Here is a 23,047-nt window from a genome sequence, read left to right on the forward strand (position 1 = left end):
TTCATGAAAAAAATAAATGCGATATATGCATTACTCATTTGCTTTTGTTCACTATTTTTTGAAGAGAATCGAGTGTTCGCAGCAGGTGATGACAATCTAGGATACACAGTAACGCTTGTACAATCAAACAACCAAATAGATCCCACAAAAAGCTATTTTTATGTAAAAACGACACCAGGAGAAACCCAAACACTGGAAGTTAGAATCAAAAGTACGAAAAAAGAAGAGGTTCATCTAAAGATTTATGGAACCAATGCGATCACAGGCGATGCAGGAACGATTGAATATAGTGCTGACAAAACACTTTATGATCAGACCTTAAGAGAACCGGTGACATCTATGATCAAAATAACAACCCCGGATGTCACGGTTAGCAATTATGAAGAAAAAACAGTGAAGATCCAAGTAACACCACCAAAAGAAAAGTATGATGGGGTGAAAATGGGGGCAATTGTCTTCGCGCTAGACCAAGAGGAAAAAGCCAAAAGTGGCGTTTCAACAGAATTTTCTTATCGAGTAGGATTGATTACTTCTGAATCAGGAGATGAATTTAATAATGCTCAAAAGCTGGATTTAAAATCAGCTAAAGCTTCAATAAAGCGCGGGAAAAAAATGGTATTAGGTCATCTACAAAATCCTGAACCCAAAGTATTGGAAAACTTAAGCATTGTAGCCACAATGACTAAAAAAGGGACCGATGAAGTAGTGAAAAGGAAATCCGTAGAAAATTATAGTATGGCGCCTAACAGTTCGTTTGATTTTGAAATGGATTGGGGAATTGCGGCAATGCCTTCTGGTACATATACCTTGAAGTTGGATGCATCCAATGATTATCAAGAATGGCAACTTAGTAAAGAATTTACGATAACGAATCAACAAGCTAAAAAAATGAACGAAGAAAGTGCGTTTAAAATTATTACCCCTAATTGGATCAAAGGTGCGGCGATTTTCTTGATAGTAGGAACTGTTTTAGTCATGCTTGCAATGGTCTTTAGAAGAACAAAATGGGAAAAACAATGGAAGAAAGTTCGAATTGCTAAACGAAAAAAACAAGGGAACCAAAAGAAAAAACGTAAAAAAATAAACAGAAAAGCTGGTGAATAAGAATGAAAAAAGCTTGTTTTATTTGGCCGTTAGTTATGATGCTTTATGTATTTTTTACCTTGTTTAGCCAAGTGACGTATGTTTTAGCAGATCAAGATAAAACGGATACGGGGATTTCATTTAATCAGTTTTATGAGCCGGATAAACCTAAAGCACCTATTTATGAAACAAAGCCAGGAGGGATCTCAACGGATGGTGCGCTACCACATTTAGGGCAAATGATGACTTCGTTTATCTTATTGCTGTTAGGAGTGGCTTGCTTGATCATTTTTTTAGGAGTTGTCAGTTTACGTAAGGTATACAGTATAAATATATAGGAGGAACACATGCTAGATTATTTGTGGGTTTATATATTAGGAGGAATTGTCGCTAGTTCGTTACTTTTTTTTCTAGTAACACTTTCCCGAGATGTTTTTTTAGTCAGAAAGTTAAGAAAAAAAAGACATGAATTAGTCTTTAATTTTAGTCTATTGGCGGTGTCGATCACCAGTCTGGCGCTGATTATTTATCTATTTGTATTACTGAAAGATCAAATCAAGCTCATTGGTTAGAAACGATGAACTGAATTATTCTGTGAACAATTTATAACAGTAACTGTCGTCAATCTTATTTACGTTAAATAAGAAGGGTGATTAAATTTTGAAAAAAATACTATTTACAACATTGTTAGCTTCAACAGCATTGCTGATTTTTGCAAAACCTGCAAATGCAGAAGAAGTTGGAAAAGAGCAAACAGATTTGGGGATTCGTTTTGAAACTGACGGTCCGAATAAACCAGGCTCAGGACCATTTAAGGATAACTTAGCATTGGTATGGACACCATCTAAATTTGATTTTGGTCGTCAAGCTGCAACAGCGAATATCGCTACATACAGTAATACTGTAGAGGATGAGCAATATATTGTCGTGAATGATGATAGACAAGGGACTGAAGCTGGTGGTGAAGGTGAAGGCGAAACAAAAGCTTCAACAACTTCAGCTTGGAAAGTAACGGCAACATTATCTAAATTAGTGTCAAAAGATAATTCAGCTACAGAATTACCATCGAAACTAACCTTTACTTTAGGTGATCCACAATCTTACGATATCGGTGAAGTTGATCCAGATACAAATGACTTTTTACCGAACCCGATCGAAGGGAACTTGGGGAAACTTTCTGATCCTAATAATATTATTGTTGGTAAAAGCGTAACGTTAGAAGCAGGCAATACGACTGCGACTAATATTATAGCCAAAACAAAAGCAGATGCTGTTAAAGGTGGCTTTGCAACAAAAGTGACGGATACAAAATTAACTGTTACTACAGGAACAGGAGCTGCCGGGAAAGCATTTAAAGGTAGTGTAGACTGGAGTTTAGATAACACGTACTAAGAGTAAGTACGACGGTTTTGACACAAATAAGTAAGTAGATTGAACGACAGTTATTGTTATAAATTGTTCACAGAAATAAAACGTAATACATAAAAAAGGATTGCTTTGTTAGAGAGGGAAAGTGGATGAATAAGTATCTTTCGTATTTAGCACTAGTGTTAGGTCTTCTTGTTTTTTTTGTTAAACCAGTTAAGAGCTTGGCAAACCAAGATTCTTCTAATTTGATAAATGGTTTGTCGTATGAGTTGCTTTATCCAGAAAATCAAACGAATAAAAATTTAGGTTATTTTGATCTTACTGTACAGTCTGAAAACAAACAAACAGTATCGTTGAAACTATATAATTCATTAGACAAGGAGCTGACAGTACAAGTTAATTTAAATACAGCCAAAACCAACAATATTGGAAGAGTTGAATATGGTTTAAACAATCTAAAAAAAGATCCTTCTTTGAAACATGGGTTTACAGCGTTAGTCAAGGGACCAGAACAGGTTGTGATTCCTCCCAAAAGTAGCCAACGCTTGGAGCTGGCCATTAGTTTACCGAAAAATGTTGCCGATGGGCTGATTGCTGGTGGCATTCAATTACAACCTATAGATACTGATGAGATAAATAGTCGAGGGAAAAAAGATATCGTTGTGAATGAATTTGCCTTTTTGATCGGGATGTTATTGAGAGTGGGGGATACTAGTCATATAAAACCAGAATTGAAATTAAATAAAACATACATAGCGTTTAAAGATAAGAAAAGCCATTTTTTTGTCAATATGTCTAATGTACAGCCTGTATATTTAGAAATGATGGCAATAGAGGTTCAAATAAGAAAAGCGAATAAGTCGAATACTTTATTTGAATACTACAAAAAAGACATGAGAATGGCACCTAATTCAATGATCGATTTTCCAGTTGATTTAGCAGATAAAGGGCTGAATGCTGGAAAGTACACCGCGCAGATAAACGTGTCGTCAAAAAATGGCGGTAATTGGTCATGGACCGAAGATTTCTCCATTAATACATTAGAAGCTGAGCGTATTCATTCGCAACAGGTCGAAAATAAACCAACTCATCGAAAGAAAATCTGGTTGTTTGCTCCAGTTTTAATTATAGTAGTTGCAAGTAATCGATTGATAAAGAGGAAAAGAGCAGGAAAGAGGAAAAAATAAGGATTTTTTCGTAGCGCCAATACAATCAACACTAACATGTATCTCCTCATGTGGAAGGTAGAGGGGACTGAAGGAGGTGTTGCATTAAGAGAATAATGAACAGACAATCAAAATAATTAAGAAGGGAGAAGGCAATGATGCATGGAAAAAAGAATTACTCAAAAGGTCGTTTAATCAGTTTTATTATCGGATTAGCAGTCGCTGGTGTTTTTTTATTTTCACTTCTAGTCACTGCGACTAATCCGATACTGGCAAAATCAGAAGCTGGTGTGAAAAAGGTATCCAATACAAGCACGAGGCCCAACGTACTTTCTGATGTAGTTATGGAACAGTCTACAACTAAGGCTGAAAGGAATGATAATGTAGTCAACAGATTAAAGCCAGTTGAAAATGAAAAAGGATTAAAAGTAACGCCCAAGGTATTGATGCTGAAACAAAATGAAGCCTTTCCCGATCTTAGCAGTGAAGCTGGTCGGGCCAAACTTTTTTCTAACAGTGTGCTTCCACATCCTGAATACGGAGCTGTATATGCATATGTGAATCGAGATGGTTCGCCAATGAATCCAAACAGTGAAACGGTGGGGTTCCAAACTATCTATGTAGAAATTACAGAAAATTATAATTTAACCAGTATTCGCGTTCCCGTATCGGTCACTGTGACCGATTTAGGAACTTCTTTATTATTGAATCATCAAGTAGCGCTTCAAATAACCCATACAGATGGAAAAATTATTTTGTATCCAAATGAAATAGCCAATAAAACAAACGAACAATTACAACAATTAGTAAAAGAGAAGTCTGGTGTTCATTCTTGGAAATTGGAAGATGGGACGCCTGTTCCAGTAGATACGATCAAAACGACAATTGTAACAACTTCTGTTGGAATTTATAAAGCTGAATTCGAAGTAACCGTAGGAACGGGAGAGGAAAAGCAAAAAGCATCTGTTCAAAAAGAGGTCGTTGTCTTTGGTGCTGATTCGCAAGCATTTGTATCCGTGGCTCAAAATGCAACGCTCTCTTTGGGGAGTAATCCAACAAATTTATTTACAAAATTCCAAACAATAAATAATACGATTGCATCGAATGCTACATATCAGTTTGTTGATGAGAACGGCGAAATAGTGAAAAAATTTGATACTGGAACAGTTGGTTTTCATTGGGTTTATGTAAAAATAACAGAGAAAACGAATAAACAAATTACGACAACTATCAAAGTTCCGATTACGATAGTCTCAGATAATCAAACGGTTATTGTTGATTCAAAAGTAGGAATAAGTTTTAACGATTCAGCTTCTGTAAGAGAAAGTGAAATTAAAGGGAAAACAGACCAACAAATCGTTCAGGTATTAGAACAAAAGTTAGCACCAAAAGCTTGGGAACTAAGTTCTGGAAGAAAAATAAATGTGCGCATGACTAAATCTGCGCTGGGAAATGCTAGTAAAGGAACGAAAAAAGTGACGCTTACAGCTTATTTAGGCGAGCAAAATATCTCGTATACGCGTAATGTTTTGATTTTTCCTGATGGAGTATTTGAAGAGGATGACATGGAAGAATGGGAAGATATCCCTTTGGGATCTGTTCGGGGAACTTTAACAAATCCGTTGAATGAATCAAAAATTGGTTTTGCAAATCGGAATCTGTCCATAAATGGTATGAAATCAGATAATGGGTTTATTGCATTGGATAAATTTGGATCGGGGTATCTACCATTTAGTCGGAAAGTTTCGTCTATTCCGATTGTAAATGGAAAGATTATTTACGGAGTATCGTATAATTCTGACTATGGTATTGGTAGTGATAATGTTGGTAATACATTTATTACGTCCAAATACTTTTTGCGAAAAGACGATAAAATAAAACAAATATTATTCGATGAAACAAATGAAATTCTTTATGTTTATAATCTGTCATTGAATCGGAATTTTAATTTTAAGGTACGGCTGGATATGTATAATCTTTCTGATACGATAAAGACTTTTGCGCTGTTGGAAAATATGCCAATGTCATATAGTAGTAATCCTTTTACTAATAATGAGGTATTTGCTTTAGCTCGTAATAGTGGTTTCTATCAGCAGAAGGATGAGGGAGGACATAGATTGGCAATTAGGCTAAAAGATTCTAAAGGAAAGTGGTTATCAGACTATACCAAATATATGGTTGGTGATTTGTCCGGAGCAAGGAACAGCAATTACTTTGGGGATGACTTTAGAAAGGCTGGTCTTGAAAATTCAGATTACAAGGCAGGGGATATTGTTTCATCTGGTACGAAGGTCTATCCTAACTATCAGTTAGGTGCACCAACAAAAAAGATTCGGCCAAATGAAGCATTAAAAGTAGGCTATGATCTTTTTTTTGGTGAGGAGCTGCCCTACATGCAACTAAAAGCTGAGCCAGAAGTTTTTAATGTTTACCCAGACTATACGAAAGATTTTGAAACGAACTATAAATTAAGTAAAATCCCTACAGTAAATGATCATGGAACGATCTATGTGACCTATTATAATGAGAAAGAAATAACAGTACCGTTTACCTCGAATAACGAAAGAGAATTTGAAAGTCGTTTAACTATCCCAAGAACCGAACTACCAGAAAAACTGAATGAAGAGCCTGGAACAATTAAAAGTTATAATACTTCTTTATTGGCTATTAATGAAGGGGAAGGTCAGTATAATGGGTTGCCTTCACAAGATTATTCAGTAGATATCAATGTCTATAATCTTGGGGCAAAACCAATTCCTCAACTTATCCAAAAGGGAGCTGACTTTAATAAAAAAGCTTCCGAAGTGATACAAGACGCTGTGATACTACCCGAGCATGAGGCTTCATTTGAATATGAAGGGGAGATGCCAGATACGTCAATTGTTGGGGGAACTAGCGTGATGGTAAGAATGACCGATGTAAACCAACCGGATAAGACGATTTTAATAAAAGTTCCGATTCAAGTAATGGATGAAAAACCACCATTGGAAGGGATTTATCTAATTGCTAATGATTTTAGCAGTGGTTCAGATCCTTTTCAAAACCTAACAGAAAGCCAGATCAATCAATTGATTCTCGAAAAATCAGAAGCGATTGCTTGGGAGCTTGAAACAGGTTCAAGTGAGGGAATCGATCTTTCAGTAGAGTCTAGCACAATACCTTCTAATCCAGGATTTGGCAGTTATGAAGCAACACTCAAAGCAGTTAAAGACTCAAAAATAGTTAAAAAAACGATTGCTATTACTATTCAACCTTATCAAAAAGTAAATGTAGCATTTATTGATGAAACAGGAGATGTGTTACATGATAAGCTCACTTTTGAAAAGACGATAGGAACAACGATCGATTTGACGAGAGAAACTGAAGTCAAACAAGCAATTGCAAGTATCTTGGCTAAAAATTATCAAATAAAGACAAAGCCGGAAAACGAGACCAAGATTCCTGTAACAAGTGAAGAAAGTACAGTGTTCTATCAATTTAACGGGACACTATTTGTACAATCTTCCCCAACTTTTTTGAATTTTGGTCGAAAGACTTTAGGAATCCCGTTTATAAAAGTAGAAAAAGCCAAGTATGACAAACCATTGATTGTTTGGGATAACCGTAAAAACAGTGGACCGTGGAATTTAACAGCGACGTTAAAGAAGCCATTAACGAGCCAAGAAGATCCGAGTAAAGTCTTGCCATCTGCAATTCGTTATAAAATAGATGCTGAAGAAACGGTTATATTATCGGAGAATACGACGCAGGAAATTGCGAAAAGAACACATGAAACTAAAGGCCAATATAATGTAAGTAGTGAGTGGGACAAAAATGAATCGGGATTGCTATTAGAAGTTCCTTCAGGAGAAGTATTGCAAGCAGGTGGCTACCGAGCAACTATTTTATGGCAAGTAGAACAAGTACCTTGATGATTCAGAACAGAACGAGAACAGAGGTTTATTGATAAAAAAGGGCTCTCAGCGAACAACGTTGTTCACTAATTGAAATGAGAGAAAAAGAACAAATAGGAGCATTGGGTGAATTGGTGATTCACCTGGGGGATCGACTGACTATAGGAGATTATTTAGCTCAGATCAACGTCAAATCAAACAATGGTGACAATTGGTCGTAATCAACAATTGGTAGGAAATAAAATAAGCAATAAGGGACTTTATTTCGTGTGTTTTTTGATGTTATATGTAGGCATACTTGTTTTCATTTTGAGTTATAAAGTGATAAAACGCAAAAGAATTAAACATGAAACGACATAGTTTTTTTCAGGAATTAAATAATGAAGGTGAAAAAATGAACAACCAAAAGAATTCTCCTAAAACTAAACTACGATGGATACTCATCGTGGGGACAATCATCAGTATTTTTTCTGTCATGGTGTTGTATGGTACGACAAAACCTATTGTAGCTAGCTCTGAAAGTGATTTAAAAGAGGGAATAGAAAAACAAGTTGCTGTCACAAAGGTAGAAACAGAGAATTTGAAGGATACTAGTGTTTTGGGTGAAAAAATGAGGGAGAAACGATCAGTCGAACTGGATAATTTATCAAATGAACAAAATAATAAAATTAAGAATCCTAATCTTCGATTTACCGATAAAGACACTGAAATTCCAAACTGGAGGATACAAGGGGGGGATACCCCTCTTTCCATATTCCCTTATGAGTTGATACTCGAAAAACGTAAGGCTGGAGAGAATTCACGCATGCTAAAAAGAGTGGAAACACCATCAGGTGATGACCCGTTAGGACATATGCATACTAGTCTTAATGCTGATGAAGATCATTTGGTAGGAGCGACTGAAAGTGCCAAGGGTACCATAATATTTAGCCAACAAATAGAAACAGTAGCTAATGAGTCTTATGAATTTTCTGCAGACTATTTAGGTGGAATTACGTCTATAAGGGCAGATAACCAAACGAGCACGTCGGGTCCGAATACTCTACTTTCAATAAGTTTAACTGGGGACAGCAGTTTTAAGTCAACTGGAGTCTATCGATTCACTGCAAGGTCTAAAATAACAACTCTGTCATTTAGAGCTCAAGCAATTAAAGGTCCTTTTCAATTGAAGAACATGTATATCGCGCCCCGGAGCAATCTACTAACGAACCCCAATCTACAATTTGGAGATTCAAATACTCAGATTCCAAGTTGGAATATAATGGGAACTACCGCTACTATGTCAGAAACGATACACAAATTATCATTAGGCTCGAAAAATGGAGATTCACGAAACATAAAGTGGCCGAAAGAAGAAGTGATAAAGACTAAAGTGAGTGCTGTTAAATTGCCGAGTAATGACTATTTGAGATCTTTATGGAACACGTCAGCCGGTACAAACACAAGTGGAACAATAATTCTAGGGCAAACGATAGACACGGAACCTAGCTCTACCTATGAGCTTACGGCTGTAATAAGTGGAGGGATGACAAATGCTAGAGTATACGGCGGCACAGCTGTTTCAGGACCTGGTAATATAGTGGATGTGCCTTTGACCAGCAATGACACATATGCTGTGCCGATTACGCCCATTCGTTTTGAAGCGCCTGCTGATCAGACCACAATTTCCTTTAGATCGAAAAATAAACTCGGATCATTTTCTCTGAGTGATGTAATCATTGTTCGTATAGACAAGGGAGCCCCCATCACTGTAAACTATGTGGATGATACAGGAGTAAAAATAGCCCCTTCAGATAGAATAACAGGAGGGATTGGTGATCCATATATAATCATAGCAAAAGATATTGCAAATTATGTACCGTACGAAGATCAGGAGATTCATGGGTATTTTTCGAATGAAGAAGAAAATTTTACAATGATCTATAAAAAATATGGTGATAATTGGAAGCATTTAACAGCCGAACCTAGTCCTGTTGAAGGAGGAAGCGTCTCGGTAGAAGCAGATCGAATTCTTACAGGACAGGCAACGACAATTACTGCAATCCCAAACGCAGAATATAAGTTTATAAACTGGGAAATATTATCTGGTGAAGGGGCAAGTATTTCTGATGATCAATCTGCATCCACTACTTTTACTATGGGGACTACAGATGCTAAAATACGGGCAGTTTTTGAAAAGCGTAATCAAAAAGTGAACGTAGAGTTTCTAGATGAAACAGGAGAAGCCTTACATGATAAAATCACTTTCGATAAAGAAATCGGAACAACGATCGATTTAACGAAAGAAATAGAAGTCAAACAAGCGATTGCAAGTATCTTGGCTAAAAATTATCAAATAAAGACAAAGCCAGAAAATGAGACCAAGATTCCTGTAACAAATGAAGAAAGTACAATGCTCTATCAATTCAACGGGATACTCTTTGTACAATCTTCTCCAACTTTCTTGAATTTTGGTCGAAAGACTTTAGGGATTCCCTCTATAACAGTAGAGAAAGCCAAGTATGACAAACCATTGATTGTTTGGGACAACCGCAAAAATAGTGGACCGTGGAACTTAACAGCGACGTTAAAGAAACCGTTAACGAGCCAAGAGGATCCGAGTAAAGTCTTGCCGTCTGCAATTCGTTATAAAATAGATGCTATAGAAACGGTTATATTATCGGAAAATACGACGCAGGAAATTGCGAAAAGAACACATGAAACTAAAGGCCAATATAATGTAAGTAGTGAGTGGGACAAAAATGAATCGGGATTGCTATTAGAAGTTCCTTCAAGAGACGTGTTGCAGGCAGGGAACTACCGAGCAACTATTTTATGGCAAGTGGAACAAGTACCTTAATAAAATGGTCGTAGCAGATATGACACTTGTGAGTTAGGACTTCGTTACGTTTCGAAGATTAGTCAAGAGGAGAATTAAATCAAGTAGTATAATTCCTAGAGGGAATTTCCTCTAGGTTTTTCTGTTTGTTTGAAAAAGTATTTTGTCAAAACATAAAGAAATTTTCAACTTGAAATTGTAGAAGCTCCAAAATTTACAAGATGCTCTCTCCAACACTTTGGTGGGGGGATTTAAGCATTCAGACGAACTGTTAGAATCAGATGTTTTAGGAGAGTTTGGGCCTTTTTTAAAAGTAGGAGTAACTTTTTGGGAATAAGCCATAAGAGTAAGATATTCTTAGCTAAATAACACTTGAATTCTCGTATTACCTTTTCAGTTAAATAGGTTCAGACAATAAGAAGCCTACAATTTTTAAACGTCCACTATTCAAGGAATATAGCCTCAGTGAAAATAGAACTAGAAGTTATAAGTATAAAAGGTATAATAGAGTGACATGGTGTCAGTAATATTCGTTCATCTGTAAGGTCATTTTGATCGTTAACTATAGTAGGTTGATGATTTCCAGAAAAAAAAGACCTACAGAGTAAAAGGTCCTAAAGATATCTGTGGATAGATCAAATAGTACGGAAACACATGTTGAAGAACAGAAGAATAAAAAATGAACAGATCCCCAAAAAGGATTGTTTTTTTGTTTAAAAAATCTTTTTTTATTGTTATTTAAAATATTATTTCTTGTTCTATCGAGGAACAAGAAAAGTTATGGAAACAACGTTGTGTTTAGTTCTCTTAGCTGATGATATATTGTTTTGTTTAGTTTGTCAACACTGTTTTATATATATTTTTGTATTTTAATCATTGTGTTCGCTTTTATATCTTATTATTTACTGGTTTTATATAATGAATTTTATTCGCCGTCAAATCGCCGTCAAAATACAATGAAGGGGGAAATGATTTATGGTAAGAAAAGGTGAAAATATCTATAAAAGAAAAGATGGTCGTTGGGAAGGAAGATACATAAAAGGAAGAAAGAGTGATGGAAGTGCTATATACGGTTATGTATATAATAAAACATATATGGATTTAAAAGAGAGGCTCCTAACCATGAAAGCACTGTACTCTCATAACTATATCTTTAAAACAGTTGCTTATCAAGGCACACTGAATGATTGGGTAACTTGTTGGCTAACAGAAATGCAAAGACAATTGAAGCCTAGCACGTATGCTAGTTATACCAATAAAATGACAAAACACATTCTTCCTTTTTTAGGTCATCTTCCTTTACAAGCGATCACAACGGCCAATTTGAATGATTGGATCAAAAGAATAGAAAGAGATTTATCTCCTAATTCTGTTCGAATCGTCTATCAAGTGATGATGTCTTGTTGCACAGCTGCAGTAAAAAGAGAATTAATTTTAGAAAATCCTTGTAAATATGTTGTTTTGCCAAAGAAAACACCCAATAATATACATGCAATTACATCACAGGAGCAAAGAGCGTTAAAAGAAAAAGCTGTAACACATCCTAAAGGACTTGCGGTTATTTTAGCTCTAGAAACTGGAATGAGAATCGGTGAAATTGCTGGTTTAAAGTGGGAAGATATCGATTTTTCATCCGATACTCTGACAGTCCAACGCACGATTCAAAGAATCCAACTTATGAATGGTGTGAATAAAAAAACGAAAGTTATTGAAGGAACGCCGAAAAGTATAACATCTAAACGAACGATTCCACTTTCTAAAAATGTTAAGAGTCTTTTGGCCAAACAAAAACAACAAACGAGTGGTGACTTTGTTTTAGGAGGAAATAAGCCAGCAGAACCACGGCTCATTTCAATGTGGTTAAAAAAAATCTGTCAAAGTTTTCATTTTGCTAATATTCGTTTTCATCAATTGAGACATAGTTTTGCTACTCGATGTTTAGAAAAAGGTGTGAGTATAGCAACAATTAGTGCTTTATTAGGGCATCAATCTACCAAGATGACACTCGATGTTTATGTAAATTCTTTTATGTCAGAAAAAAGAAAAGCTATCAACTTAATCAGTTAGTCTATCTACTTTTCAAAAATTATCATGTTTGGAAAGTAGATAGACTTTATTTTAGTTTCGAATAACGTACCTTAATCATAAAGTAGATTAGTCAATTTCGGATTACTTTGCTACTTCCCTGACTAGTTGAATCTCAAACTGACTTGCGCCGTCAGTTTTGCCGTCGTAGAGAGTGAATCGATTGATACAGCTAGGGTTATAATACTATTTCTTGTTTCTCGATAGAACAAGAAAATAAATAGTATAAAAATTTGAATTGGAGGGAGCCATATGGAAAATATAATTGGCATATTACATATCAAAGATGATTCTGAACAGAACGATAACATAGGTTTAGTGATAAAAAGGGCTCTCAGTGAACAACATTACTCACTAATTGAAATTAGAGAAAAAGAACAAATAGGAGCATTGGATGGTTTGGTGATTCACTTGGAGGAATCGACTGACTATGTTACAGCCTTTCAATGGTTGATCGATTTACAAGAGGAACATTCCTTATTTATTTGGATTCTGAGTGAAGGCAAGGATTCAGAACTGATAAAATTGTATCCTCATTTAAGTAAAAATTCAGTAATAGAGATTATTGAGTCAGAGCAAGGATTTGAGGAACTTGGAATCAAAATAAAAAATGCACTCAATTATAAAAATTACCTATTAAACAGGACTGAACGAAAAAAATTACCAGATCATCACTATTTAGATGCCACCAAGCTAAGCTTAGTGGTTCATGACAAAATAATAGCATTAACCCGGAAAGAATTCAAAATTATTGAGCTGCTATATGAAAATTTGAATAACGTTGTAACCTATCATGAAATCAATAGAGCCATTTATGGTACTTCCACAGGAGAAGCACTCGAAAAGTACCGGGTCGCAAACTTCATTTTTCATATCAGGAATAAACTAAAAGAACAAAGCTATTTTGATATTGAAATCATTCGAACTAAAGGATATATGCTGATTTATTCAAAAAATGCTCACAATGTGATGGAAAAAACGGATGTAAAAGTGTTGCAGTAATCCTCTCATAGAAAAAAATTCAATGCTGTTTAAAGTTAGCTCCGTATTAATTATTTAAATAGAAATAACTTTTGAGAAATAGAAGCAATTATTTAAAGAAATGGATGGCAAAATGTGTGAAAGACAAAAAGAATTACTATCAAAACTATCGATATTATTACCTTGGACAAATCATCCTTTTAATAGGATGGGTCACTAATTTTATCCTGTTTTCAACGTTTTATAAAGAGGCTATGTTTTATGTGGATAAAGAGGCTAAGTTTATTATTCAGCTATTGTTTGTAGTGAATTATTACTTGAGTGATGTACTAACGTATTTATTTGTCGCCTTTTTACTGATGACGTTCAATCTTTTCCTACTCTTGATGTTTTATATCAAAAATAAGCGCGAAGGAATTAAGCAAAAAGAAATGACCTACTCAACGATCATGTTTCTAACGATCATTGGACTTAATGCTATAGCGCTATTGATGACGATTCTTTGGCCGCTGTTCTTATTGCTGTTTATTATCTCTTTAACAATCGTCTATATCATATACGTCATTACAAAATCTTTATATGAAGAAAAAGATGAAACCTACGAAGAAAATGAGCTAGTCAAAATAGAAGGCCCTTTTCAAACGAAGGAAGCAGCTGAAGAATATACTAAAGAGTTCTTGGCCCATTGGACGGACCACTTTGCAAAGAAAGAGCATCGCTTAGTAGCATTTACCAATTGCGACGAAAAAAATGAATGGCATGTGGAAATCATCGTTCAAGCGATTAAATAAAAATAAATAGTAGTAGTTAGGAGAAACGTTTTTCATGAGAAAGATTAATGCGATTTATATAGGCCTAATCTGTGTCTTTTCATTATTTTTTTTTGCCGATCAAGTAAGGGCTGCAGAGGATGATAATAACCTAGGGTATACAGTGACATTGGTTCAGTCCAATACCCAAATTGACCCCAACAAAAGCTATTTTTATGTGAAAACGACGCCAGGTGAAGCTCAAACATTAGAAGTGAGAGTTAAAAGTACTAAAAAAGAAAATGTACACATAAAGATCTATGGCACCAATGCCATCACAGGAGATGGTGGAACCATCGAATATAGCGATGACAAAACGTATTTCGACTCAACGCTAAAAGAACCAGTGACGTCAATGATCAAAATAGCTAATCCTGATATTACAATCGGGAATTACGAGGAGAAGACGGTAAAAATCCAATTGACGCCGCCTAAAGAAAAGTATGACGGTGTCAAAATGGGCGCAATCGTTTTTGCCTTGGATCAAGGAGAAAAAGCAAAAAGTGGTGTAACAACGGAATTTTCTTATCGGGTCGGCTTGATCACGTCAGGTTCTGGCGATGAATTCAATAACGCTCAAACATTAAATCTAAATTCAGCAAAAGCCTCAATCAAACGCGGGAAAAAAATGGTGTTAGCAAATTTACAAAACCCTGAACCTAAAGTATTAGAAAATTTAAGTATTGTGGGCACCATGACTAAAAAAGGCACTACTGAAGTTGTTAAACGAAAATCTGTCGAAAATTATAGCATGGCGCCGAACAGTTCATTTGATTTTGAAATGGATTGGGGAATCGCGAATCTACCATCCGGCACCTATACCTTAAAACTGGATGCCTCCAATGACTATCAAGAATGGCAGCTGAGCAAAGACTTTACGATCACGAACCAACAAGCAAAAAAGATGAATGAAGAAAGTGCGTTTAAAATTATTACGCCCACTTGGATCAAGGGAAGTGCGATTTTCTTACTAGTGGTTACAGTTCTGATTGTATCATTGACTCTTTTTAGAAGAAAAAAGTGGGAGAAACAATGGAAAAAAGTCAGAATTGCAAAACGAAAAAAGCAAGGGAAACAAAAGCAAAAACGAAAAAAAAGCAATCGAAAAGAGGGTGAATAAGGATGGGAAAGCGTTACTTTATTTGGCCGTTGCTTAGTGTGCTGTGTGTGTTTGGGCTTTTGTTTAGCCAGGCACCTCAAGCATTAGCAGAGCAGGAGAAAACAGAAACCGGTATATCCTTCAACCAGTCTGTGGAACCAGAGAAGCCTAAACCACCTATTTATGAAACGAAACCGCCAGTTTATCCATCAACGGATGGGGCTTTACCTCATTTAGGACAAATGATGACGTCCTTCATTCTATTATTGTTGGGTGTTGCTTGCTTGATTGTCTTTTTAGGTGTGATCAGTTTACGTAAGGTATATCGCATACACGCATAGGAGGAAAAAATGAAAGATTATTTATGGATTTATATATTAGGGGGGATTGCCTCCGCTTCATTGCTATTTTTTCTAGTAACACTTTCAAGAGATGTGTTCTTAGTCAAAAAATTAAGGAAAAAAAAGCTAGATTTGGCCTTTAACTTTAGTCTATTAGCTGTATCTATCGTAAGTCTAGGGCTGATTATTTATCTATTCGTTTTATTAAAAGATCAAATTAAACTAATTGGATAATATTTTTCTAGTAACACTAATCTGTGAACAATTTATAACAGTAACTGTCGCCAATTTTATTTACGTTAAATAAGAAGGGTGATTAAATTTTGAAAAAAATACTATTTACAACATTACTTGCTTCATCAGCATTGCTGATTTTTGCAAAACCTGCGAATGCAGAAGAAGTCGGAAATGAGCAAACAGATTTGGGGATTCGTTTTGACACTGATGGACCAGTAAAACCTGGACCAGGACCATTCAAAGATAACTTAGCATTGGTATGGACACCATCTAAATTTGATTTTGGTCGTCAAGCAGCAACAGCGAATATTGCTACATACAGCAATACTGTAGCTGGAGATCAATATATTGTCGTGAATGATGACAGACAAGGTACTGAAACAGGCGGAGAAGGCACTAGAGCCGTAACAACATCAGCTTGGAAAGTGACAGCTAAATTGTCTAAATTAGTATCTAAAGACAGCTCAGCTACAGAATTGCCATCAAAACTAACATTTACTTTAGGCGATGCGCAATCATACGATATTGGTGAAGTTGATCCAGATACAAATGACTTTTTACCAAACCCAATTGAAGGGAACTTAGGAACACTTGCTGATCCTAACAATATTGCTGTTAGTAAAAGTGTAACATTAGAAGCTGGTAATACAACTGCGACAAATATCATTGCTAAAACACAAGCAGATGCTGTCAAAGGCGGTTTTGCTACAAAATTATCTGATACTAAATTAACTGTTACTACAGGTACAGGGGCTGCAGGTAAAGCATTTAAAGGTAGCGTGAACTGGAGTCTTGACAATACTTACTAAGAAATAGCTTAGTAGTGTGTTGATATAAATAAGTAAGTAGATTGGTTGACAGTTATTGTTATAAATTGTTCACAGAATTAAGGATTTATTTTAGAAAGAGGGATCAATAAGTGAAGAGACATCAAACATATTTAATAGGACTATTCTTTTGTTTAGCACTGTTCGTTGATCCCATCAAAAGCATTGCAAAACAAGATACATCGAATTTGATTGACGGGTTATCGTATGAAGTTTTATATCCAGAGAATCAGAAAGATAAGAAGTTAGGTTACTTTGATCTTGCAATGAAGCCAGGACAAGAACAAAAAGTTTCTCTTAAACTATACAATGCATTAGCAAAAGAATTAACAGTCCAAATACGTTTAAATACAGCGAAAACCAATAGCATCGGGAAAGTGGAATATGGGCCGAACAATTTACAGAAAGACGCCTCTTTGATAAATGATTTCGCAACTATTGTTAAAGGACCAACAAAAGTGGTGATTCCTTCAGGTAATAGTAAGCAGGTCGATTTGATGATCACGCTGCCTAAGGAAATGAATGACGGATTGATTGCAGGCGGCATCCAATTACAACCAGTGGTAGATCATGAGTCAAATGATCAAGGAAAAAAAGATATTGTCATCAATGAATTTGCTTTTTTAGTGGGGATGTTATTACGTGTTGGTGATACGAATAGCATAAAACCAGAGTTAAAATTAAATAAAACATACATAGCATTCAAAGATAAAAAAAGTCATTTATTTGTCAATATTTCTAATATTCATCCCGTATATGTGGAAGGGATGAGTATAGATATTCAAGTAAGAAAAGCCAACAAACAAAAAGTGTTAGTGGAGTACCAAAAAAAAGAGATGCGAATGGCCCCAAATTCAATGATTGATTTCCCTGTTGATTTAACCGATAAAGGACTGAGTGCAGGAACGTATTCTGCTCAGGTCAAGGTGACTTCAAAAAAAGGTGGTAATTGGTCATGGACGGAAGATTTTACAATCAATACGTTAGAAGCTGGCAGTCTTAATATGCAACTCAAAGAAAATAAACCAGATACAAAACAGACTTTTTGGGTCATTTTTCTACTTTTATGTGTAGGTGCACTTGTATTCATTTTAAGTTATAAAGTGATAAAACGTAAAAAAACAGAAAATGAAAAGAGACGTTAAGCAATCCTTTTTCACGGTCATACTCATGAAAAAGAACAGTATTAAAAGAAATAATAGTGAATTGACTCAAACACTCTTCTTGTGCATCACCTCTAATCAGCAAGCGAAATAGCTCAATCAATGATCTGGTTCGGGCTGAACTAAATAGGTGATAGTGAGACAAAGGAGGTGTTGCGATAAGAGAGTAATTAGGTAGGCGATCAAAAATAAAGAAGAAAGGAGAAAAAATGGATAACAAGAAAAAGAATCCTTCTAAAGCTAAACTACTTTGGGCACTTATTGGGCTAACGATAGTGGGTATTTTTTCGGTCACCGTTTTATTCACCACAACCAATCCTATACTAGCGAAACCTGAAATGAGTGTAAAAAAAGGAACCAAACAGGTGACAAATAAAGATTCTACTACAAGTGTTGCTGAATTAGAAAAACTAAAAATGCAAAAAAATTATACAGCTAAGGCACTAGATCCAGTGGAAAATGAAGCAGGATTGAAGGCGACCCCTAAAGTCTTGACGCTGAAACAAAATGACGTTTTTCCAGATCTTAACACCGAAGCAGGTCTAACAAAACTCTTTTCAGAAAGGGTTATTCCACATCCAGAATACGGTGCTGTATATGAATATGTTAACGCCGATGGAACGCCTGCTACCCCTAGTAGTGAACAGGCGGGATTTCAAACAATTTATATAGAAATCACCGAAAATTACGAGCTGACCAGTATTCGTGTTCCCATACCGGTAACGGTTACTGACTTAGGAACGTCCTTTTTGTTGGACAATCAAATTGCCCTTCAGACAGACCACGTGAATGGCAAAATCATTTTGTATCCGAACGAAATCGCGAATAAAACGGAAGAACAACTACAGCAATTGGTCAAAACCAAATCGAATGTCCGCTCTTGGCAAGTGGAGGACGGTACGTCGGTTCCAGTGGATGTAATCAAAACAACGATTGTAACAACCTCTGTGGGCGCTTATAAAGCTGAGTTTGAAATTACAGTAGGAACAGGTGAAGAAGAACAAAAAGCTTCTGTTCAAAAAGATGTGGTTATTTTTGGAGCTGATCCACAGGCTTATGTGTCTATTGCTCAAAATGCCACGCTCGCTTTAGGGACAAGTCCAACCAATTTATTTACGAAGTTTCAAACAGTGAATAATGCAACAGCATCAAATGCCACCTATCAATTTGTAAATGAAACTGGCGAAGTATTGGAAAAATTTGATACATCCGTAGTTGGATTTCATTGGGCTTACGTAAAAATGACAGAAAAAACGAATGAGAATGTAACAACGACCATCAAAGTGCCAATCAATGTGACTAGCGCAGATACTACTGCTTTATTAACAAATAAAGTCATGGTGAAATCAGATGTAAAAGTGATACTTTATCCTAATGAAACGAAAGGAAAAAGTAAAGAAGAACTGATTGCGTTGATTCAATCAAGAGCGCATTTAAGTGCTTGGAATATGAGCACAGGAGCAGCCGTCCCTGTATCTTTTACAGACACAACAACGCTCAACGATTCTATAGGCTCCTACACTGGTACGATCAAAGTAGAATTAGATGGCGTTTCGGCTACTACGACTAGAAATGTTACGGTATTCGGTGCTAATCCACAACCGTTTGTATCTATCGCTCAAAATGCTACATTGTCTTTAAGCACTAATCCAACAAATCTATTTACGAAATTCCAAACAGTAAATAGTACGACAGCAACGAACGCACTTTATCAATTTGTTGGTGAAAATGGTGAAGCGATCGACAAGTTTGATACCTCCACCGTTGGATTTCACTGGGCATACGTAAAAATGACAGAGAAAGCTGATGCAACTGTATCAACGATCATCAAAGTACCGATCAATGTGACTAGCGCAGATACTACCGCTTTATTAACAAATAAAGTGATGGTAAAAGCCGATGCGAAGGTTCTTTTTTACCCAAATGAAACAAAAGGGAAAAGTAAAGAAGAGCTAATTGCGCTCATTCAGTCAAGAGCGCATTTAAGTGCTTGGAATATGAGTACAGGAGCAGCAGTTCCAGTCTCATTTACGGATACGACGGCAGTCAATAATTCTATAGGCTCATATACTGGGACAATCAAAGTAGAATTAGACGGGGCATCTGCTACGACCACACGAAATGTCACGGTTTTCGGTGCCGATGTGAAATCGCCTTATTATTTTAAGGTGGATCAAGGCAAAGACATGGCGATGGGCACGAATGCAGCGAATATTTTTTCAAAATATCAGTCCTTAAATGATGCGGCCGCCGCCAGTTCCACGTATGAATGGGTCAAAAATCCAGCCGGTGATCCTACTGAACCTGTCAATAAATTTGATACGAGCAAAACAGGGTTTCACTGGGGTTATATAAAAATGACGGATAAAAAAGATACAAGTGTGTCGACAATTATTCCTGTACCAATTACAGTAACGTTAGATAATCAAACCGTTATTGTAGAGGCAAAAGCTGGGATGAGTTTCAATTATCTACCATTTTTAAATGTGAGTGAGATCAAAGGGAAAACTGTTCCGCAAATCATTCAAGTGCTTACTAAAAAATTAGCGCCAAAAGCTTGGGATCTGACGACAGGACAAGATCTGGATGCACGAATCACTAAATCTATGATTGTGAACTCTAGTAGAGGGTCCAAAGAGGTAACGATCACAATAACATTGGGTGAACAGTTATTGACCTATAAATTTAATGTGGTGGTACTTCCAGATCAGGTATTCGGAAATAGTACGATTGAAGGCTGGAACAACATCCCCTTGAATTCCACTGATGGTGTTATTACTAATCCATTAAACGGTTCAAAAATGGGTTTTCCAGAAAGAGGTATTTCTGTAACATCGCTGAAAAATGAGTTAGGTTTCATTGTTAAAGACAGCTCTAATAAAGGCTACGTTTATACGAGTCCTCGTGGGAATGGCGATGGAAGAGTAACGGATATCCCAGGTGTGAATAATAATGTTTTGTATGGAAGTGCATGGAATCGAACAAATGGGATCGGTTGGAATGAAGTTGTTCCTAAAATTACATCTAAGTATTTTCTGCGAAAAGATAATAATTTAAGGCAAATTCTAATTGATGAACCAAATCAGATTCTTTATGTGTATAATTTATCGTTGAATCGAAATCTTAATTTTACGATTAATTTAGACATGTATAATCTTTCTAATACAACAAAGAACTTTTCAATGCTAGAAAGTGTTGATACAGATTATTATGATGATTATGTGCCAATATATGCGTTGGGGAATAGCAGTGGTTTTTATATGCAGCCTTCATCAGGAAAAAGATTTACGATTAGGCTAAAAGACTCTCGAGGAAACTGGCTTTCAGAGTATAAAAAATATATTGCTGGAAATTATAGTACAATAGGTGTTTCTGGTGGGACGAACTATTTCAATAATGATTTTTCCGGTTCAGGATCTGAAAGTAAAAATTACAATGCTGGACAAGTTATTTCATCAGGCGCAGACTCGGGCTATCAATTAGGCGCTCCTTGGAAAGATATTTCACCTGACGAAGCATTTAAAACAGGATACGAGATATTTGCAGGTGATGAGCTTCCCTATATGCAAATAAAAGCGAATCCAGAAGTATTCAATATTTATCCAGATTATGTAGATGATTTTAATACTAGTTACAAACTAAGTAAAATCCCTACAGCATCGGATCACGGTACAGTTTATGTAACCTATCCTACTGGTGAGGAAATCACGATGCCTTTTACTTCAAATAGTCAAAAAGAATTTAATAGCCCATTGACTATACCAAGAACAGGATTACCTGAACAGCTAAATGGAGAACCAGGTACAATCAAAAGCTATGATACTTCTTTACTAGCAATAAATGAGTCAGAAGGACCCTATAATGGATTACCTTCGCAAGATTATGCAGTAAAAATCAAAGTTTATAATCTTGGTGCTAAACCGATTCCACAAATCATCAAAAAAGGAACAACGTTTAATAAAAAAGCTTCTGAAGTAATTCAAGATGCGGTTATCTTACCAGGACATACTGCTTCATACCAATACGAAGGAGACATGCCAGATACGTCGGTCACTGGTCTAACCAGTGTAATGGTGCGAATGACGGATGCAAATCAACCAGATAAAACGACGTTGATCAAGGTTCCGATTCAAGTGATCGATGAGACACCACCATCTAGAGGGCTTTATATTGCAGCGAACGATTTTAACAGCAGACCAGAACCATTTCAAAATCTGACTGAAAGTGAAGTCAATAAATTGATTCTTAAAAAATCTGAAGCGATTGCTTGGGATGTTGCAACTGGTTCAAGTAAAGATATCACGCTTTCAGTAGAGTCAACGACATTACCACTAAATCCTGAACAAGGGAGTTATAAGGCAACCTTAAAAGCTGTTCGTGGGACAGAAGTAATCAAAAAAACAATCACGATCGATATTCAAAGTAATCAAAAAGTGAACGTGGAATTCATAGATGAAACAGGCGATTCTTTACATGACAAGATTACTTTCGATAAGATCATCGGCACAACGATCGATCTAACGGAAGAAACAGAAGTCCAACAAGCTTTGAAATCTATTTTGGCAAAGAACTATCAATTAGTCAAAAAACCAGATAACGAAACCCAAATTCCAGTTACAAGTGAAGAGAGTACGGTACAATATCAATTTAAAGGGATGTTGTTCGTACAATCTTCACCAAACTTCTTGAATTTTGGTCGTAAGACGTTAGGGATTCCATTTATAAAGGTAGAAAAAGCGAAGTATGACAAACCGTTGATTGTTTGGGATAATCGTAAAAATGGCGGAGCATGGAATCTAACAGCAACGTTGAAGAAACCACTGACAAGCCAAGAAGACCCAAGCAAAGTTTTACCTTCAGCGATTCGTTACAAGGTAAGTGATACTGAAACGGTGATTTTATCGGAAAACGTGACACAGTCTATTGCAGAGAGAACGCATGAAACTAAAGGTCAATATAATGTAAGTAATGAGTGGGATAAAAATAAATCTGGCTTATTACTAGAAGTCCCATCGGGAGAAGTGCTACAAGCTGGTGGGTATCGAGCAACGATTTTATGGCAAGTAGAGCAAACACCTTAATAGAAACGTCAAAAGGTGATGTGACAAAAGTTGTTTAGGCTCAAGCACCAAGCAAGGAACAATCGTATATCCATTTGTTCCGTTGTTGTATCTTTG

At 36.1% G+C, this 23,047-nt stretch carries 16 protein-coding genes; all 16 read left to right on the top strand.

Annotated elements, in window-relative coordinates:
- Positions 1 to 3 precede the first annotated feature (3 nt).
- Positions 4 to 1,104 (top strand): WxLIP family cell surface protein, encoded by a 1,101-nt coding sequence (locus I580_RS14905; protein WP_010770724.1) that lies wholly within the window; start codon positions 4 to 6, stop codon positions 1,102 to 1,104.
- A 2-nt stretch (positions 1,105 to 1,106) separates the two neighbouring features.
- The gene (locus I580_RS14910; RefSeq protein ID WP_010770725.1) at positions 1,107 to 1,421 is read left to right on the top strand and encodes a hypothetical protein; all 315 of its coding nucleotides are present in this window, start codon (positions 1,107 to 1,109) and stop codon (positions 1,419 to 1,421) included.
- Between the two features lie 9 nt (positions 1,422 to 1,430).
- A complete protein-coding gene (locus I580_RS14915) occupies positions 1,431 to 1,655 on the top strand; it encodes a hypothetical protein (protein ID WP_010770726.1) in 225 nt (74 codons plus the stop codon).
- Between the two features lie 88 nt (positions 1,656 to 1,743).
- On the top strand, positions 1,744 to 2,475 hold the full coding sequence (locus I580_RS14920) for a hypothetical protein (protein ID WP_010770727.1): 732 nt from the start codon (positions 1,744 to 1,746) through the stop codon (positions 2,473 to 2,475).
- 125 nt (positions 2,476 to 2,600) lie between these two features.
- Complete coding sequence (locus tag I580_RS14925; RefSeq protein ID WP_010770728.1) at positions 2,601 to 3,638, top strand: WxLIP family cell surface protein; 1,038 nt, start codon at positions 2,601 to 2,603, stop codon at positions 3,636 to 3,638.
- Positions 3,639 to 3,775: 137 nt separating this feature from the next.
- Positions 3,776 to 7,528, top strand: coding sequence for a hypothetical protein (locus I580_RS14930; RefSeq protein ID WP_248632354.1), 3,753 nt, complete (start codon positions 3,776 to 3,778; stop codon positions 7,526 to 7,528).
- A 427-nt stretch (positions 7,529 to 7,955) separates the two neighbouring features.
- Complete coding sequence (locus I580_RS14935) at positions 7,956 to 10,349, top strand: MucBP domain-containing protein (RefSeq protein ID WP_167324166.1); 2,394 nt, start codon at positions 7,956 to 7,958, stop codon at positions 10,347 to 10,349.
- Positions 10,350 to 11,303: 954 nt separating this feature from the next.
- On the top strand, positions 11,304 to 12,395 hold the full coding sequence (locus I580_RS14940) for a tyrosine-type recombinase/integrase (protein ID WP_010770731.1): 1,092 nt from the start codon (positions 11,304 to 11,306) through the stop codon (positions 12,393 to 12,395).
- A 270-nt stretch (positions 12,396 to 12,665) separates the two neighbouring features.
- The gene (locus I580_RS14945) at positions 12,666 to 13,415 is read left to right on the top strand and encodes a winged helix-turn-helix domain-containing protein (RefSeq protein WP_010770732.1); all 750 of its coding nucleotides are present in this window, start codon (positions 12,666 to 12,668) and stop codon (positions 13,413 to 13,415) included.
- A gap of 116 nt (positions 13,416 to 13,531) precedes the next feature.
- Positions 13,532 to 14,185 carry a hypothetical protein gene (locus I580_RS14950; RefSeq protein ID WP_010770733.1) on the top strand — a complete coding sequence of 218 codons (654 nt, stop codon included), beginning with the start codon at positions 13,532 to 13,534 and terminating at the stop codon, positions 14,183 to 14,185.
- A 34-nt stretch (positions 14,186 to 14,219) separates the two neighbouring features.
- Positions 14,220 to 15,323: a WxLIP family cell surface protein gene (locus I580_RS14955; RefSeq protein ID WP_010770734.1), complete on the top strand. Its 1,104-nt coding sequence runs from the start codon at positions 14,220 to 14,222 to the stop codon at positions 15,321 to 15,323.
- Between the two features lie 2 nt (positions 15,324 to 15,325).
- Entirely contained in the window at positions 15,326 to 15,643 is a 318-nt protein-coding gene (locus tag I580_RS14960) for a hypothetical protein (protein WP_010770735.1), read from the top strand.
- Between the two features lie 9 nt (positions 15,644 to 15,652).
- On the top strand, positions 15,653 to 15,877 hold the full coding sequence (locus I580_RS14965) for a hypothetical protein (RefSeq protein ID WP_010770736.1): 225 nt from the start codon (positions 15,653 to 15,655) through the stop codon (positions 15,875 to 15,877).
- An 89-nt stretch (positions 15,878 to 15,966) separates the two neighbouring features.
- The gene (locus tag I580_RS14970; RefSeq protein WP_010770737.1) at positions 15,967 to 16,689 is read left to right on the top strand and encodes a WxL domain-containing protein; all 723 of its coding nucleotides are present in this window, start codon (positions 15,967 to 15,969) and stop codon (positions 16,687 to 16,689) included.
- 110 nt (positions 16,690 to 16,799) lie between these two features.
- Positions 16,800 to 17,852 carry a WxLIP family cell surface protein gene (locus I580_RS14975; protein ID WP_010770738.1) on the top strand — a complete coding sequence of 351 codons (1,053 nt, stop codon included), beginning with the start codon at positions 16,800 to 16,802 and terminating at the stop codon, positions 17,850 to 17,852.
- A gap of 227 nt (positions 17,853 to 18,079) precedes the next feature.
- Entirely contained in the window at positions 18,080 to 22,951 is a 4,872-nt protein-coding gene (locus tag I580_RS14980; protein ID WP_010770739.1) for a MucBP domain-containing protein, read from the top strand.
- The last annotated feature ends 96 nt before the right edge of the window (positions 22,952 to 23,047 follow it).

The sequence above is a fragment of the Enterococcus caccae ATCC BAA-1240 genome, from assembly GCF_000407145.1.
GTDB classification, from domain to species: domain Bacteria; phylum Bacillota; class Bacilli; order Lactobacillales; family Enterococcaceae; genus Enterococcus_L; species Enterococcus_L caccae.